We start from the raw sequence: 14,750 nt of genomic DNA, 5'->3' as shown, positions 1-14,750 counted from the left end.
GGGGAGGCGAAGAGCGGCTGCCCGTCTCCTCTGGCTGGGCGGTATGCCCTGATGCCTGCCCGAGGCGGGGGCGGGCTGGACGCTCGTCGTCACTGTTCGGTCCTTCTGCTTCCCGCAGCACGTGGACGCGGGGGCGGTGTGTGGTTTCGGTGGCCGGACACCGCGATTCTGCCAGCACCTCGATCGGGGGATCAGCGCGGGCTGAACCACCGTTCCCCGGCGGGTCGTTGTCGTCCAGGGGCGAGGAGTGCGTTGGCTCCGGCCGATCACCGCGTGGCACACTGCCGATGCGCTTCGACGCGTGGTGGCAGGACCCGTGGCGCGCCGTCCGGAACCGGCCATGACGAGATCGTCAACTCATACAAGTAGGGAAGTGTCTCGGTGCAGCCGCTGATCGACTCTGCCCACACGTCCGACGGGCCGCGCCGGGGTGAGGGCGGCGACGGGAGCGCGCCCGGCACCCCGGCCCAGGTCGTGCCGGTCCGGCTGCGGGCGCTCGCCGCCCACCGCTGGTTCTGGCCGGCGGCCCTGCTGCTCGGGTACGGCGCGCAGGTGGCGTTCCGCCTGGTGCTGTCGATCCACAACTACTTCCCGTCGGTGCACGCCGACGAGGACTCGTACCTGGTGATAGCGCGGGTGCTGGCCGGCCGGCCGACCACCGAGATGCCGGTCGGCGTGGTGATCCCGGGCGGTTACCCGCTGCTGATCTCGCCGGCGCTGCGGATCGCCGACAACCCGGCCACCGCGTACCACCTGGTGATGGGCATCAACGCGGTGCTCAACGCGCTGGTGTTCCCGCTGGCCGTGGTGGCGGCGCGCCGGCTGGGCCTGTCCCGGCCGCAGGCGTACCTGGTGGGCACCGCCGTGGCGGTGGTGCCGCCGGTGGTCTTCTACTCCCAGTTCGTCATGTCGGACACCGTGCTGCCGGTGCTCCTGCTGGCCTGGGTGCTCGCGATGCACGGCTGGCTCTCGCCCGGCACGGCGCGCCGCCGCGCGCTGTACGCGGCGGGGATGGGCCTGGCGGCCGGCTACACGATGGCCACCCACGACCGGGGCGGCGTGGTCGTGGCGCTGACGGGGCTGGTGCTGGTCGTGGTGCTGGTCCTCGGCTGGGCGCCGCGGCTCGCCTCGCTGGCCGGCGTCGGCGCGCTCGGGGTGTCGTACCTGGGCGCCAAGCTGCTGGCCGGCTTCGTCGAGAGCCGGTTCAAGGACGTGCCGCCGAGCGACGTCGGCAACAAGGTCTTCGAGAACCTCGAGGACAGCAAGTACATCGGCACGATCGTCGCCCGCACGTTCGGGCAGCTGTGGTACTTCATGACCTCCACGTACGGCTTCGGGGCGATCGCCCTCGTGCTGTGCGTGGTGGTGGTGTTCCGGCGCCGGTACTCGGTGGCCGAGCGGGTGGTGGCCTTCACCATGGTGGCGATGCTGTTCGGCACCGCGCTGGCCTCGGCGGCCGGCCTGGCGGACAACGACCGGACCGACAACTGGGTGTACGCCCGGTACTGCGCGGTGCTGGTGCCGCTGTTCCTGGTGGTCGGCCTGACCGCGCTGTTCCGGGCCGGGGTCCGTGCGCTGCTGTGGATGGCGCTGGTCGGCACGGTGGTGATCGGTGTCATCCAGCTGTCGGTCGGCGCGTACGCGGGTGCCGCGCTCAAGCTCTGGATCAGCCCGTGGACGGTGCCGGACGCGATGTTCCTGGCCTCGACCTGGGACGGCCTGCACATGATCCGGACGAGCTTCGGCGCGCTGGCGGTGCTGGCCGCCTGCCTGCTGCTGCGGGTGGCCGGCGGGCGCCGGGTGGTCGCCGCGGTGGTGGCCTGCCTGACGCTGTTCGCGGCCTACGCGACGGTCGCCATCACCGACAACGTCTCCGAGCCGCACGCCAAGTTCCGCAAGTACCAGGCGGTCGGCGTGGCCAAGGAGGCGGGCCTGCGCAAGGGCGACAACGTGGTCCTGGACTGGGACCTCGACTGGGACACCCGGATGGCGATGGCCTACGAGGTCTACTGGGGCCGGGTCTGGACGGACGACGTCAAGGGCGGCAACACCCCGCCGGAGAAGGCCACCGCGTTCCTGGCGGCCACCGGCAAGGACGCCCCGCCGGAGGCCAGCTGGCCGGATCCGAAGCCCGGCTGGCACGTCGCGAAGTACAACAAGGACCGCGGCTGGGTGCTCTGGCGCAAGGACTGACCAGGGCGTTCACCCCATCGGGGCCGGTGAGGAGCGCCTCACCGGCCCCGATTGGCATCCGGGCTGCTCCATGTGGCAGTATGTCCAAGTTGCTCGGTTGAGTGCCGATGCTGCGCGCCTCCCGCCGGGAGGACTGGAAGCGAGTCCCATGTACTCGTCGTTCCCGTGATGGCCGTCAAGCGTGAGTTCTACGCCACGGCAGCTGCGGGGCGAAAGTACGGGAATCTTCCGGGAAGCGTGAGCGGGGCCTCGACCCGGCGCCCCCAACCCCGAAAGTTCTAAACCGACGAAGTGATTCGTTGGTTTTTTGCAAGCGCGAGTGCGACACGCCCGAGCGCGGGGGTCGGAGGGTTGTCGTGCAGTGACTAAGGACAAAGGACTACTGAGTAGCCATGGCGGGACAGAAGATCCGCATCCGGCTCAAGGCCTACGACCACGAGGTCATCGACTCTTCGGCGAAGAAGATCGTCGAGACGGTGATCCGTACTGGTGCGCAGGTCGCGGGCCCGGTGCCGCTGCCCACTGAGAAGAACGTGTACTGCGTCATCCGCTCGCCGCACAAGTACAAGGACTCGCGCGAGCACTTCGAGATGCGTACTCACAAGCGTCTGATCGACATCCTCGACCCCACGCCGAAGACGGTTGACTCGCTGATGCGTCTCGACCTGCCGGCCGGCGTCGACATCGAGATCAAGCTCTGAGAGGCGCACCGAAGATGGCTAAGCAGATTAAGGGCATCCTGGGCGAGAAGCTCGGCATGACCCAGGTCTGGGACGAGAACAACCGGGTCGTCCCGGTGACCGTCGTCAAGGCTGGGCCCAATGTCGTGACCCAGGTCCACACCGCCGACAGCCCGGCCGGCTACGACGCCGTCCAGATCGGCTTCGGCGAGATCGACCCCCGCAAGGTGAACAAGCCCCTCGCGGGTCACTTCGCCAAGGCCGGTGTCACCCCGCGCCGCCACCTGGTCGAGCTGCGTACCTCGGACGCGTCCGAGTACACCCTGGGCCAGGAGATCACCGCCGAGCTGTTCGAGGCGGGTGTCAAGGTCGACGTGACCGGCACCTCCAAGGGCAAGGGCTTCGCCGGTGTCATGAAGCGCCACAACTTCCGGGGCCTCGGCGCCGGTCACGGCGTGCAGCGCAAGCACCGTTCGCCCGGTTCCATCGGTGGCTGCGCCACCCCGGGCCGCGTGTTCAAGGGCCTGAAGATGGCCGGCCGGATGGGTCACGAGCGTGTGACCACCCAGAACCTGACCGTGCACGCGGTTGACGCGGAGAAGGGTCTGCTCCTGATCAAGGGTGCGATCCCGGGCCCGAACGGCGGCCTCGTCCTCGTCCGCACCGCGGCGAAGGGGCTGTGAAGGATATGAGCACCATTGACATCCTGTCGCCCTCGGGTGACAAGACCGGCAGCCTCGAGCTGCCGGCCGAGATCTTCGACGCGAAGGTCAGCGTTCCGCTGATGCACCAGGTCGTCGTGGCGCAGCTCGCTGCGGCCCGTCAGGGCACCCACAAGACCAAGACTCGTGGCGAGGTCCGTGGCGGCGGCAAGAAGCCGTACCGCCAGAAGGGCACCGGCCGCGCCCGTCAGGGCTCGACCCGTGCGCCGCAGTTCGCCGGCGGTGGCGTCGTGCACGGTCCCGTGCCGCGCGACTACTCGCAGCGGACCCCGAAGAAGATGATCGCCGCCGCTCTGCGCGGTGCGCTCACCGACCGGGCCCGCCACAACCGCATCCACGTCGTCACCGACGTGGTCGCGGCCGAGGTGCCGTCGACCAAGGCCGCCAAGGGCCTGTTCGGCAAGATCACCGAGCGCAAGAACGTCCTCCTGGTCGTCGAGCGCGAGGACGAGCTGGGCCTGAAGTCCGCTCGTAACCTGCCGCACGTGCACATCCTGGACGCCGGTCAGCTGAACACCTACGACGTGCTCGTCTCCGACGATGTGGTCTTCACCCAGGCCGCCTTCGAGCGTTTCGTGGCCGGTCCGGCCGCGTCCGCCAAGGCCGTTGCCGCTGAGGGCGAGCTCGAAGGGAGCGCCGCCTGATGAGCGACGTTACGAGCAAGACGTTCACGGACCCCCGTGACGTCCTGGTGAAGCCGGTCATCTCCGAGAAGAGCTACAGCCTTCTCGACGAGAACAAGTACACGTTCATCGTGTCGCCGGGCGCCAACAAGACCCAGATCAAGCAGGCCGTCGAGGCGGTCTTCTCGGTCAAGGTCGAGGCTGTCAACACGATCAACCGTCAGGGCAAGCGCAAGCGCTCCAAGACGGGCTTTGGCAAGCGCAAGGACACCAAGCGCGCCATCGTGACGCTGGCCGAGGGCAACCGCATCGACATCTTCGGTGGTCCGGTCTCCTAACGGAGATCGTGATCGTCGATAAGGACGAGGACGAGAGAGCCAAATGGGCATCCGCAAGTACAAGCCGACTACGCCGGGCCGTCGTGGCTCCAGCGTGGCCGACTTCGTAGAGATCACGCGGTCCACGCCGGAGAAGTCGCTGGTTCGCCCCCTGCACAGCAAGGGCGGCCGTAACAACGCCGGTCGGATCACCGTTCGCCACCAGGGTGGCGGTCACAAGCGCGCCTACCGCGTGATCGACTTCCGTCGTCACGACAAGGACGGCGTGCCGGCCAAGGTCGCGCACATCGAGTACGACCCGAACCGCACCGCGCGCATCGCGCTCCTGCACTACGCGGACGGCGAGAAGCGCTACATCATCGCGCCGCGCGGCATCGCGCAGGGTGACCGGATCGAGAACGGCGCTGGCGCCGACATCAAGCCGGGCAACAACCTGCCGCTGCGCAACATCCCGGTCGGTACCACCATCCACGCGGTGGAGCTGCGTCCCGGTGGCGGTGCCAAGCTGGCCCGCTCCGCCGGCTCCGGCATCCAGCTGCTGGCGCGTGAGGGCAAGATGGCGCACCTGCGCATGCCCTCCGGCGAGATCCGCCTGGTGGACGCGCGCTGCCGCGCGACCGTCGGCGAGGTCGGCAACGCCGAGCAGTCGAACATCAACTGGGGCAAGGCCGGCCGTATGCGCTGGAAGGGCGTTCGCCCGACCGTGCGTGGTGTGGCCATGAACCCGATCGACCACCCGCACGGTGGTGGTGAGGGTAAGACCTCCGGTGGTCGCCACCCGGTCTCGCCGTGGGGCCAGAAGGAGGGTCGTACCCGTCGCCCGAAGAAGGCGTCGGACGCTCTCATCGTGCGCCGCCGCAAGACCAACAAGAAGCGCTAGGAGCAGGTCAGATGCCGCGCAGTCTCAAGAAGGGCCCCTTCATCGACGGCCACCTTCTCAAGAAGGTGGACGCGCAGAACGAGGCGGGTACCCAGAACGTCATCAAGACCTGGTCCCGTCGCTCCGTGATCTTCCCGGCCATGCTCGGCCACACGATCGCGGTTCACGATGGTCGCAAGCACGTCCCGGTGTTCGTCACCGAGTCGATGGTCGGCCACAAGCTGGGCGAGTTCGCTCCGACCCGCACCTTCCGCGGCCACGTCAAGGACGACCGCAAGTCGAAGCGTCGCTAGTCGCCTGAGCTTCACCGCCAGAACGACTCAATGACTTACTCCATTAAGGGGACAACCATGGAAGCCAGGGCCCAGGCGCGGTACATCCGCGTCACGCCCATGAAGGCCCGCCGCGTGGTGGACCTCATCCGTGGCCTGCCGGCCACGGAGGCCCAGGCCGTCCTGCGTTTCGCTCCGCAGGCCGCCACCGTGCCGGTCGGCAAGGTGCTCGACAGCGCCATTGCCAACGCCGCGCACAACTACAACCACTCCAACGTGGACGACCTCGTCATCAGCGAGGCGTACGTTGACGAGGGTCCGACCCTGAAGCGGTTCCGCCCGCGTGCCCAGGGCCGCGCCTACCGGATCCGCAAGCGGACCAGCCACATCACCGTGGTCGTCAGCAGCAAGGAAGGGACCCGGTAATGGGCCAGAAGGTTAACCCGCACGGGTTCCGCCTCGGCATCAGCACGGACTTCAAGTCCCGCTGGTACGCCGACAAGCTGTACAAGGACTACGTCAAGGAAGACGTTGCCATTCGTCGCATGATGACGAAGGGCATGGAGCGCGCCGGCATCTCGAAGGTTGAGATCGAGCGCACCCGCGACCGCGTCCGCGTCGACATCCACACCGCCCGCCCCGGCATCGTCATCGGTCGCCGTGGCACCGAGGCCGACCGCATCCGCGGCGACCTCGAGAAGCTGACCGGCAAGCAGGTCCAGCTGAACATCCTCGAGGTCAAGAACCCCGAGCTGGACGCCCAGCTCGTGGCTCAGGGCGTCGCGGAGCAGCTGTCCTCGCGCGTCTCCTTCCGCCGTGCCATGCGCAAGTCGATGCAGGGCACCATGAAGTCCGGCGCCAAGGGCATCAAGGTCCAGTGCTCCGGTCGTCTCGGCGGCGCCGAGATGAGCCGTTCGGAGTTCTACCGCGAGGGTCGCGTGCCGCTGCACACCCTGCGTGCGAACGTCGACTACGGCTTCTTCGAGGCCAAGACCACCTTCGGCCGCATCGGCGTGAAGGTCTGGATCTACAAGGGCGACGTCAAGAACATCGCCGAGGTCCGCGCTGAGAACGCCGCTGCCCGCTCGGGCAACCGCCCGGCCCGTCCCGAGGGTGGTCGTCCCGCCCGCGGTGGCGACCGCCGTGGTGGCGAGCGCGGTGGCCGTGGCCGTCGCCCCGCCGCTGCCGAGGCCCCCGCGGCCGCGGCCGCCGAGGCTCCGGCTGCCGAGAACACCGGAACGGAGGCCTGACCCCAATGCTGATCCCCCGTCGGGTCAAGCACCGCAAGCAGCACCACCCCAAGCGCCGCGGCGCTGCCAAGGGTGGCACCGAGCTCGCGTTCGGCGAGTACGGCATCCAGGCCGTCACCCCGGCCTACGTGACGAACCGGCAGATCGAGTCCGCTCGTATCGCCGTCACCCGTCACATCAAGCGTGGCGGCAAGGTCTGGATCAACATCTACCCGGACCGTCCGCTCACCAAGAAGCCGGCCGAGACCCGCATGGGTTCCGGTAAGGGTTCGCCCGAGTGGTGGATCGCGAACGTGCACCCGGGTCGGGTCATGTTCGAGCTGTCGTACCCCAACGAGAAGGTGGCTCGTGAGGCGCTGACCCGCGCAGCTCACAAGCTCCCGATGAAGTGCCGGATCATCCGGCGCGAGGCAGGTGAGAGCTGATGTCGGCCGGCACCAAGGCTGCTGACCTCCGCGAGCTGGACAACGAGGGTCTCGTTGCCAAGCTCCGTGAGGCCAAGGAGGAGCTGTTCAACCTCCGCTTCCAGGCGGCGACCGGGCAGCTCGACAACCACGGACGGCTGAAGCTCGTCCGCAAGGACATCGCGCGGATCTACACCCTGATGCGCGAGCGCGAGCTGGGCATCGAGACGGTGGAGAACGCCTGATGACTGAGAACACCAACGAGACGCGCGGTTTCCGCAAGACCCGTGAGGGTCTCGTCGTCAGCGACAAGATGGACAAGACCGTCGTCGTCGCCGTCGAGGACCGCGTCAAGCACGCTCTGTACGGCAAGGTCATCCGCCGTACGAACAAGCTGAAGGCGCACGACGAGGCGAACGCCTGCGGCATCGGCGACCGGGTCCTCCTCGCGGAGACCCGCCCGCTGTCCGCGACGAAGCGCTGGCGCGTCGTCGAGATCCTCGAGAAGGCCAAGTAACGAAGCCGATGTGGTACGGCCGTATGTGCAGCGGGTCCCTGCGGGACGCCGGTGTGAGCAGCGGTCGGCCCGTCAGCTCTCGTTGACGATCAGGAGAAAGCTGTGATCCAGCAGGAGTCGCGACTGCGTGTCGCCGACAACACGGGCGCGAAGGAAATCCTTTGCATCCGCGTTCTCGGTGGCTCCGGTCGTCGCTACGCCGGTATCGGGGACGTCATCGTCGCGACCGTCAAGGACGCGATCCCCGGCGGTTCGGTGAAGAAGGGTGACGTCGTCAAGTGCGTCGTCGTCCGTACCGTGAAGTCGCGTCGTCGTCCGGATGGCTCGTACATCCGCTTCGACGAGAACGCCGCGGTTGTTCTGAAGAACACCGATGGTGACCCCCGTGGCACCCGCATCTTCGGCCCGGTGGGCCGCGAGCTGCGTGACAAGAAGTTCATGAAGATCATCTCGCTTGCGCCGGAGGTGCTCTAACTCATGGCGAACAGCATGAAGATCAAGAAGGGTGACCTGGTTCAGGTCATCACCGGCAAGGACCGCGGCAAGCAGGGCAAGGTCATCCAGGCCATGCCCGCCGAGAACAAGGTCCTGGTCGAGGGTGTGAACCGGGTCAAGAAGCACACCAAGCCGGGCCCGGGCACTCAGGGTGGCATTGTCACCGTCGAGGCCCCGGTGCACGTCTCCAACGTCCAGCTGGTCGTGGAGAAGGACGGCAAGAAGGTCGTCACCCGCGTTGGCTACCGCTTCGATGACGAGGGCAACAAGATCCGCGTTGCCAAGCGAACCGGTGAGGACATCTGATGTCTGAGACGACTGTTGAGAAGGTGACCCCCCGTCTCAAGGAGCGTTACAACTCCGAGATCAAGGGTCAGCTGCAGGAGCAGTTCTCGTACGAGAACGTCATGCTGACGCCCGGCCTGGTCAAGGTCGTCGTCAACATGGGTGTCGGCGAGGCCGCCCGTGACAGCAAGCTGATCGAGGGCGCGATCCGAGACCTGACCGCGATCACCGGTCAGAAGCCGGCCGTGACCAAGGCTCGCAAGTCCATCGCGCAGTTCAAGCTGCGCGAGGGCCAGCCGATCGGCACGCACGTCACCCTCCGCGGTGACCGCATGTGGGAGTTCCTGGACCGTCTGGTTTCGCTGGCCCTGCCGCGAATCCGTGACTTCCGCGGCCTCTCCCCGAAGCAGTTCGACGGCCGTGGCAACTACACCTTCGGTCTGACCGAGCAGGTTATGTTCCACGAGATCGACCAGGACAAGGTCGACCGTCAGCGCGGTATGGACATCACCGTCGTGACCACCGCTCAGACCGACGACGAGGGCCGGGCGCTCCTGCGCGCTCTGGGCTTCCCGTTCAAGGAGGCGTGAGCCAATGGCGAAGAAGTCCCTCATCGCGAAGGCCGAGCGGAAGCCGAAGTTCGGCGTCCGGGCCTACACCCGGTGCCAGCGCTGCGGCCGTCCGCACTCGGTGTACCGCAAGTTCGGCCTGTGCCGTGTCTGCCTCCGTGAGATGGCGCACCGCGGCGAGCTGCCGGGCGTGACCAAGAGCTCCTGGTAATCAAGGCGCTTTAGGCACACAGCGAAGCAGAGGTGCCCGATCCCACACCGGCCCGTTTTGGGCCTGCCGTACGGATTCCCGTAAGGTAGTGGGGTCGGGCCCCCTGCCACGGCTTCCCCATGGACGTCCGTGGCCCTCTCAAGGGAGGGCTCGCACCCAGTCTTACGACGTCGCAGGTCCCCTGCGCTTGTGCCCCTGACGAACTCGGAAGAGTGCGTAAGGGGGACCTGGCGCGGAGAAACCGCGGCGAGAGAGGCCTGAGGCCATCATGACCATGACCGACCCCATCGCAGACATGCTCACGCGTCTGCGTAACGCGAACTCGGCGTACCACGACACCGTGGCGATGCCGGCCAGCAAGATCAAGGCGCACGTCGCCGAGATCCTGCAGCAGGAGGGGTACATCTCCTCCTACAAGGTTGAGGAGCCCGTCGAGGGCGAGGTCGGCAAGAAGCTGACCATCGAGCTCAAGTTCGGCCCCAACCGTGAGCGCTCCATTGCCGGCATCAAGCGCATCAGCAAGCCGGGTCTGCGCGTTTACGCAAAGTCCACCAACCTGCCGAAGGTTCTCGGCGGCCTGGGCGTGGCGATCATCTCCACGTCCTCCGGCCTCCTGACCGACAAGCAGGCCGCCAAGAAGGGCGTAGGCGGAGAAGTTCTCGCCTACGTCTGGTAATTCGGGAAACGGAGGTACAGCAATGTCGCGCATTGGACGGCTGCCCATCCAGGTCCCCGCTGGCGTGGACGTCACCATCGATGGCCAGACGGTCTCGGTGAAGGGCCCGAAGGGCTCCCTCACCCACGTCGTCGCCGCGCCGATCGAGATCGGCAAGGGCGAGGACGGCATTCTGGCTGTCACCCGCCCCAACGACGAGCGTCAGTCGAAGGCCCTGCACGGCCTGACCCGCACGCTGGTGGCGAACATGATCACCGGCGTGACCGCGGGCTACCGCAAGTCGCTGGAGATCAGCGGTGTCGGCTACCGAGTTCTGGCGAAGGGCTCCGACATGGAGTTCCAGCTGGGCTACAGCCACCCGATCCTCGTCGAGGCGCCCGAGGGCATCTCCTTCGTCGTCGAGTCGGCCACCAAGTTCCACGTGGACGGCATCGACAAGCAGAAGGTCGGCGAGGTCGCCGCGAAGATCCGCAAGCTGCGCAAGCCGGACCCGTACAAGGCCAAGGGTGTCAAGTACGCGGGCGAGGTCATCCGCCGCAAGGTCGGAAAGAGTGGTAAGTAAGCGATGAGTGTCTCTGTCAAGATCGGCAAGGGCAACGCCTACAAGAGCGCCGCTCGCAAGCGCCGCGCGATCCGCGTTCGCAAGCGCGTCGTCGGCACCGAGGTGCGTCCGCGCCTCGTCGTGACGCGCTCGAACCGTCACATGGTCGCCCAGGTCATCGACGACGCCAAGGGTCACACCCTGGCGTCGGCGTCCACCCTCGACGTGTCCATCAAGGGCGCCGAGGGCGACAAGACCGAGCTGGCCAAGAAGGTCGGGAGCCTGGTCGCCGAGCGCGCCAAGGCCGCCGGCATCGAGTCGGTCGTCTTCGACCGCGCGGGCAACCGGTACGCCGGCCGCATCGCCGCCCTGGCGGACGCGGCCCGCGAGGCCGGGCTCGACTTCTAAGCCGCTCGTCGACTCTGTCGACGGACGTAAACGAGAGAGGTAATTCCAATGGCTGGACCCCAGCGCCGCGGTAGCGGCGCCGGCGGTGGCACCGGCGGTGGCGAGCGGCGCGACCGTAAGCGTGACGACCGGGGCAACGCCCCCGCCGTCGAGAAGACCGCTTACGTCGAGCGCGTCGTCGCGATCAACCGTGTCGCCAAGGTTGTCAAGGGTGGTCGTCGCTTCAGCTTCACCGCGCTGGTCGTGGTGGGCGACGGTGACGGCACCGTGGGTGTCGGTTACGGCAAGGCGAAGGAGGTTCCGGCCGCCATCGCCAAGGGTGTTGAGGAGGCCAAGAAGAACTTCTTCAAGGTCCCCCGTATCCAGGGCACCATCCCGCACCCGATCCAGGGTGAGAAGGCCGCCGGCGTCGTGCTGCTGAAGCCCGCCGCCCCCGGTACCGGTGTTATCGCCGGTGGTCCGGTGCGCGCCGTCCTGGAGTGCGCCGGCATCCACGACATCCTGTCGAAGTCGCTCGGCTCGGACAACGCGATCAACATCGTGCACGCCACGGTGGCCGCTCTGAAGGGCCTCGTGCGCCCCGAGGAGATCGCCGCCCGTCGTGGTCTGCCGCTGGAGGACGTGGCCCCCGCCGCTCTGCTGCGGGCGCGTGCTGCTGGGGTGAGCGCCTGATGGCTCGCCTGAAGATCACGCAGACCAAGTCGTACATCGGCAGCAAGCAGAACCACCGTGACACCCTGCGTTCGCTTGGTCTCAAGCGCATGCACGACGTGGTGGTCAAGGAGGACCGTCCCGAGATTCGCGGGATGGCCCACACGGTCCGTCACCTGGTGACGGTTGAGGAGGTGGACTGATCATGGGCGACAACCCGATCAAGATCCACAACCTGCGTCCCGCCCCGGGTGCCAAGACCGACAAGATCCGCGTGGGTCGTGGTGAGGGCTCCAAGGGTAAGACCGCTGGTCGTGGTACCAAGGGCACGAAGGCCCGCTACCAGGTTCCGCAGCGCTTCGAGGGTGGCCAGATGCCGCTCCACATGCGCCTGCCGAAGCTGAAGGGTTTCAAGAACCCGTTCAAGATCACCTTCCAGGTCGTCAACCTCGACAAGCTGGCCGAGCTCTACCCGCAGGGTGGAGAGGTCACGGTCGAGGACCTGGTCGCCAAGGGCGCGGTTCGCAAGAACTCCCTCGTCAAGGTGCTCGGCACCGGCGAGATCTCGGTTGCCCTGCAGGTGACGGTCGACGCCGTCTCCGGCTCGGCCGCCGAGAAGATCACCGCCGCCGGCGGTACGGTCACCGAGCTCGTCTGAGCCCGCTGACAACCGGCTTCGAGCCCCGCACCTCCTCCGGGAGGTGCGGGGCTCGCGCCGTTCCCGGGGATATCCGGCCGGACGGCGCTCGTTCTTTTGTGTGGCAAACCCGGGCATCCCGTACCCCATGAGTGGGGGAGGGGTGGTACGCGCTTCTTCCGAGTGGCTGCGCACTGTTAGAGTCCGTGGAGTTCCCTTGTAGGCTGCGCGTAGGCTCGCCTGTGCCGTCTGTACGGGAGCCCGAACCGCCAAACTCCCCATTCAGGACCGACCCTCCCGCCGACGACGCGCGGGAGGCGCAGGAGGCACCGTGCTCAGTGCGTTCGCGCGGGCGTTCCAGACGCCCGACCTGCGCAAGAAGCTGCTGTTCACGCTGGGCATCATGGTGCTGTTCCGCCTGGGCTCGCACATCCCGATCCCGGGCGTGAGCTTCACGGCCGTGAACGAGTGCGTGAAGGAGACCAAGAACAGCGGCCTCTTCGGACTCGTCAACCTGTTCAGCGGTGGCGCGCTCCTCCAGCTGACGATCTTCGCCCTCGGCATCATGCCGTACATCACGGCGAGCATCATCCTCCAGCTCCTCACCGTCGTGATCCCGCGACTGGAGATGCTGAAGAAGGAGGGACAGGCCGGCCAGGCCAAGATCACCCAGTACACCCGCTACCTGACCATCGCGCTCGCCGTGCTCCAGGGCACCGGCATCGTGGCGACGGCCTCCAGCGGTGCGCTGTTCTCCGGCTGCCCGCTGGCCAACCAGATCGTCCCGGACACCGGCGTGTTCCGGATCGCCGTCATGGTGCTCACCATGACCGCCGGCACGACGGTCATCATGTGGCTCGGCGAGCTGATCACCGACCGCGGCATCGGCAACGGCATGTCGCTGCTGATCTTCACCTCGATCGCGGCCCAGTTCCCGTCCTCGATGTGGGCGATCAAGCAGTCCGGCACCATCGGCGGCGGCTGGGTCGAGTTCCTCTCGGTGGTCGCGGTCGGCGTCATCGTCGTGATGCTGGTCATCTTCGTCGAGCAGGCCCAGCGCCGGATCCCGGTCCAGTACGCGAAGCGGATGATCGGGCGCCGCGCGTTCGGCGGGACCTCGACCTACATCCCGCTCAAGGTGAACCAGGCCGGTGTCATCCCGGTCATCTTCGCCTCGTCGCTGCTGTACATCCCCGCCCTGGTGGTCCAGCTGACCAACAGCCAGGCAGGCTGGGCCACGTGGATCCGGACGAACTTCGTCAAGGGTGACCACCCGATCTACATGGCCACCTACTTCCTGCTGATCGTCTTCTTCGCGTTCTTCTACGTCGCCATCTCCTTCAACCCCGAAGAAGTTGCCGACAACATGAAGAAGTATGGTGGGTTCATCCCGGGTATCCGGGCTGGCCGACCGACGGCCGAGTACCTGAACTACGTGCTGACCCGTATCACGTGGCCGGGTTCGCTCTACCTGGGCCTGATCGCGTTGATCCCGATGATCGCCCTGGTCGCCTTCGGACAGCAGACCAACTTCCCGTTCGGCGGCACCAGCGTGCTCATCGTCGTCGGCGTCGGACTCGAAACTGTGAAGCAGATCGAGAGCCAGCTCCAGCAGCGCAATTACGAAGGGTTCCTCCGCTGATGCGTATCGTCCTCGTTGGTCCTCCCGGGGCCGGGAAGGGTACTCAGGCGCACCTGCTCGCCAAGACCCTGTCCATCCCGCACATCTCCACCGGCGACCTGTTCCGTGCCAACATCGGCCAGGGCACCCCGCTGGGGCTCGAGGCCAAGGGCTACATGGACGCCGGCCGCCTGGTACCGGACGAGGTCACCATCGGGATGGCCAAGGACCGCATGCTCCAGGCGGACGCCGAGAACGGCTTCCTGCTCGACGGCTTCCCCCGCAACCTGGGCCAGGCCGAGGCGCTCGACGAGTTTCTCGCCGAGAAGGGCATCAAGCTGGACGGCGTCCTGGACCTGGAGGTCCCCGAGGACGAGGTCGTCAAGCGGATCGCGGGCCGTCGCCTGTGCCGCAAGAACGGCAGCCACGTGTTCCACGTCGCGTACAACCCGCCGAAGGAGGAGGGTGTCTGCGACGAGTGCGGTGGCGAGCTCTACCAGCGCTCCGACGACACCGAGGCGGCGGTGCGCACCCGCCTGGAGGTCTACCACACGGAGACCGAGCCGATCATCGGCTACTACAAGGAGCAGGGGCTGCTGGTGACCATCCTGGCCCTCGGCAAGGTGGACGAGGTCACCTCCCGCGCCATCGAGGCGCTGAAGCGGGACAGCTGAGTCTCTCGGCGAACGTACGACGGTACGGCCGGGTCGCCCGCCCCTCGCGGGTGGCCCGGCCGTTTCGGCGTCGTACGGTGGTAGCAGTGGTAATCCGGACTTG

General features: G+C 67.1%; 24 protein-coding genes. All 24 read left to right on the top strand.

The genetic code is table 11. The features are described from left to right. Positions 1–381 precede the first annotated feature (381 nt). The 24 genes from ACFVHV_RS16615 (at position 382) to ACFVHV_RS16500 (ending at position 14,647) form a co-directional block, all read left to right on the top strand. Positions 382–2,193: a hypothetical protein gene (locus ACFVHV_RS16615; protein WP_380351756.1), complete on the top strand. Its 1,812-nt coding sequence runs from the start codon at positions 382–384 to the stop codon at positions 2,191–2,193. Between the two features lie 392 nt (positions 2,194–2,585). Continuing rightward, positions 2,586–2,894, top strand: coding sequence for a 30S ribosomal protein S10 (gene rpsJ / locus ACFVHV_RS16610; protein ID WP_012785157.1), 309 nt, complete (start codon positions 2,586–2,588; stop codon positions 2,892–2,894). Positions 2,895–2,908: 14 nt separating this feature from the next. Continuing rightward, the gene (gene rplC / locus ACFVHV_RS16605) at positions 2,909–3,556 is read left to right on the top strand and encodes a 50S ribosomal protein L3 (RefSeq protein ID WP_189916064.1); all 648 of its coding nucleotides are present in this window, start codon (positions 2,909–2,911) and stop codon (positions 3,554–3,556) included. A 5-nt stretch (positions 3,557–3,561) separates the two neighbouring features. Continuing rightward, positions 3,562–4,239 (top strand): 50S ribosomal protein L4, encoded by a 678-nt coding sequence (rplD, locus tag ACFVHV_RS16600; protein ID WP_359897509.1) that lies wholly within the window; start codon positions 3,562–3,564, stop codon positions 4,237–4,239. Next, positions 4,239–4,556 (top strand): 50S ribosomal protein L23, encoded by a 318-nt coding sequence (gene rplW / locus ACFVHV_RS16595; RefSeq protein ID WP_030280768.1) that lies wholly within the window; start codon positions 4,239–4,241, stop codon positions 4,554–4,556. Before rplD ends, rplW begins: the two co-directional genes overlap by 1 nt. 43 nt (positions 4,557–4,599) lie before the next feature. Further along, entirely contained in the window at positions 4,600–5,436 is an 837-nt protein-coding gene (gene rplB, locus ACFVHV_RS16590; protein WP_320440637.1) for a 50S ribosomal protein L2, read from the top strand. A gap of 11 nt (positions 5,437–5,447) precedes the next feature. Next, entirely contained in the window at positions 5,448–5,729 is a 282-nt protein-coding gene (rpsS, locus tag ACFVHV_RS16585; protein WP_030055821.1) for a 30S ribosomal protein S19, read from the top strand. 57 nt (positions 5,730–5,786) lie between these two features. Beyond that, entirely contained in the window at positions 5,787–6,134 is a 348-nt protein-coding gene (gene rplV, locus ACFVHV_RS16580) for a 50S ribosomal protein L22 (protein ID WP_030055822.1), read from the top strand. Continuing rightward, on the top strand, positions 6,134–6,958 hold the full coding sequence (rpsC, locus tag ACFVHV_RS16575) for a 30S ribosomal protein S3 (protein WP_359820416.1): 825 nt from the start codon (positions 6,134–6,136) through the stop codon (positions 6,956–6,958). The genes rplV and rpsC overlap by 1 nt, the downstream gene beginning before the upstream one ends. A gap of 5 nt (positions 6,959–6,963) precedes the next feature. Then, on the top strand, positions 6,964–7,383 hold the full coding sequence (rplP, locus tag ACFVHV_RS16570) for a 50S ribosomal protein L16 (RefSeq protein WP_030055824.1): 420 nt from the start codon (positions 6,964–6,966) through the stop codon (positions 7,381–7,383). After that, the gene (gene rpmC, locus ACFVHV_RS16565) at positions 7,383–7,607 is read left to right on the top strand and encodes a 50S ribosomal protein L29 (RefSeq protein ID WP_063348970.1); all 225 of its coding nucleotides are present in this window, start codon (positions 7,383–7,385) and stop codon (positions 7,605–7,607) included. The genes rplP and rpmC overlap by 1 nt, the downstream gene beginning before the upstream one ends. Beyond that, a complete protein-coding gene (gene rpsQ / locus ACFVHV_RS16560) occupies positions 7,607–7,879 on the top strand; it encodes a 30S ribosomal protein S17 (RefSeq protein ID WP_030055826.1) in 273 nt (90 codons plus the stop codon). Before rpmC ends, rpsQ begins: the two co-directional genes overlap by 1 nt. Before the next feature lie 102 nt (positions 7,880–7,981). Continuing rightward, positions 7,982–8,353 carry a 50S ribosomal protein L14 gene (gene rplN, locus ACFVHV_RS16555; RefSeq protein WP_030393301.1) on the top strand — a complete coding sequence of 124 codons (372 nt, stop codon included), beginning with the start codon at positions 7,982–7,984 and terminating at the stop codon, positions 8,351–8,353. A gap of 15 nt (positions 8,354–8,368) precedes the next feature. Then, positions 8,369–8,680: a 50S ribosomal protein L24 gene (gene rplX / locus ACFVHV_RS16550; protein WP_030055828.1), complete on the top strand. Its 312-nt coding sequence runs from the start codon at positions 8,369–8,371 to the stop codon at positions 8,678–8,680. Next, on the top strand, positions 8,680–9,249 hold the full coding sequence (gene rplE / locus ACFVHV_RS16545; protein ID WP_030393302.1) for a 50S ribosomal protein L5: 570 nt from the start codon (positions 8,680–8,682) through the stop codon (positions 9,247–9,249). Before rplX ends, rplE begins: the two co-directional genes overlap by 1 nt. A 4-nt stretch (positions 9,250–9,253) precedes the next feature. Further along, complete coding sequence (locus ACFVHV_RS16540; RefSeq protein WP_030393303.1) at positions 9,254–9,439, top strand: type Z 30S ribosomal protein S14; 186 nt, start codon at positions 9,254–9,256, stop codon at positions 9,437–9,439. A gap of 268 nt (positions 9,440–9,707) precedes the next feature. Beyond that, positions 9,708–10,115, top strand: a complete 408-nt coding sequence (gene rpsH, locus ACFVHV_RS16535) for a 30S ribosomal protein S8 (RefSeq protein WP_033824224.1) — start codon at positions 9,708–9,710, stop codon at positions 10,113–10,115. Positions 10,116–10,137: 22 nt separating this feature from the next. Further along, on the top strand, positions 10,138–10,677 hold the full coding sequence (gene rplF / locus ACFVHV_RS16530; RefSeq protein WP_030393304.1) for a 50S ribosomal protein L6: 540 nt from the start codon (positions 10,138–10,140) through the stop codon (positions 10,675–10,677). Between the two features lie 3 nt (positions 10,678–10,680). Further along, positions 10,681–11,064, top strand: a complete 384-nt coding sequence (gene rplR, locus ACFVHV_RS16525) for a 50S ribosomal protein L18 (RefSeq protein ID WP_030280785.1) — start codon at positions 10,681–10,683, stop codon at positions 11,062–11,064. A 48-nt stretch (positions 11,065–11,112) separates the two neighbouring features. Then, the gene (gene rpsE / locus ACFVHV_RS16520) at positions 11,113–11,736 is read left to right on the top strand and encodes a 30S ribosomal protein S5 (protein WP_030055834.1); all 624 of its coding nucleotides are present in this window, start codon (positions 11,113–11,115) and stop codon (positions 11,734–11,736) included. Beyond that, complete coding sequence (rpmD, locus tag ACFVHV_RS16515; protein WP_030055835.1) at positions 11,736–11,918, top strand: 50S ribosomal protein L30; 183 nt, start codon at positions 11,736–11,738, stop codon at positions 11,916–11,918. The genes rpsE and rpmD overlap by 1 nt, the downstream gene beginning before the upstream one ends. 2 nt (positions 11,919–11,920) lie before the next feature. Next, complete coding sequence (gene rplO, locus ACFVHV_RS16510; protein ID WP_255752515.1) at positions 11,921–12,373, top strand: 50S ribosomal protein L15; 453 nt, start codon at positions 11,921–11,923, stop codon at positions 12,371–12,373. A 310-nt stretch (positions 12,374–12,683) separates the two neighbouring features. Then, positions 12,684–13,994: a preprotein translocase subunit SecY gene (secY, locus tag ACFVHV_RS16505; RefSeq protein WP_359820423.1), complete on the top strand. Its 1,311-nt coding sequence runs from the start codon at positions 12,684–12,686 to the stop codon at positions 13,992–13,994. Next, positions 13,994–14,647 (top strand): adenylate kinase, encoded by a 654-nt coding sequence (locus tag ACFVHV_RS16500; RefSeq protein WP_359897508.1) that lies wholly within the window; start codon positions 13,994–13,996, stop codon positions 14,645–14,647. The genes secY and ACFVHV_RS16500 overlap by 1 nt, the downstream gene beginning before the upstream one ends. Positions 14,648–14,750: the final 103 nt, after the last annotated feature.

Source organism: Kitasatospora sp. NPDC127116, from assembly GCF_042677365.1.
In the GTDB taxonomy this organism is placed as follows: domain Bacteria; phylum Actinomycetota; class Actinomycetes; order Streptomycetales; family Streptomycetaceae; genus Kitasatospora; species Kitasatospora lactacystinica.
The sequence above is the reverse complement of the archived record's forward strand: the minus strand, read 5'-3'. Positions and strand labels throughout refer to the sequence as shown.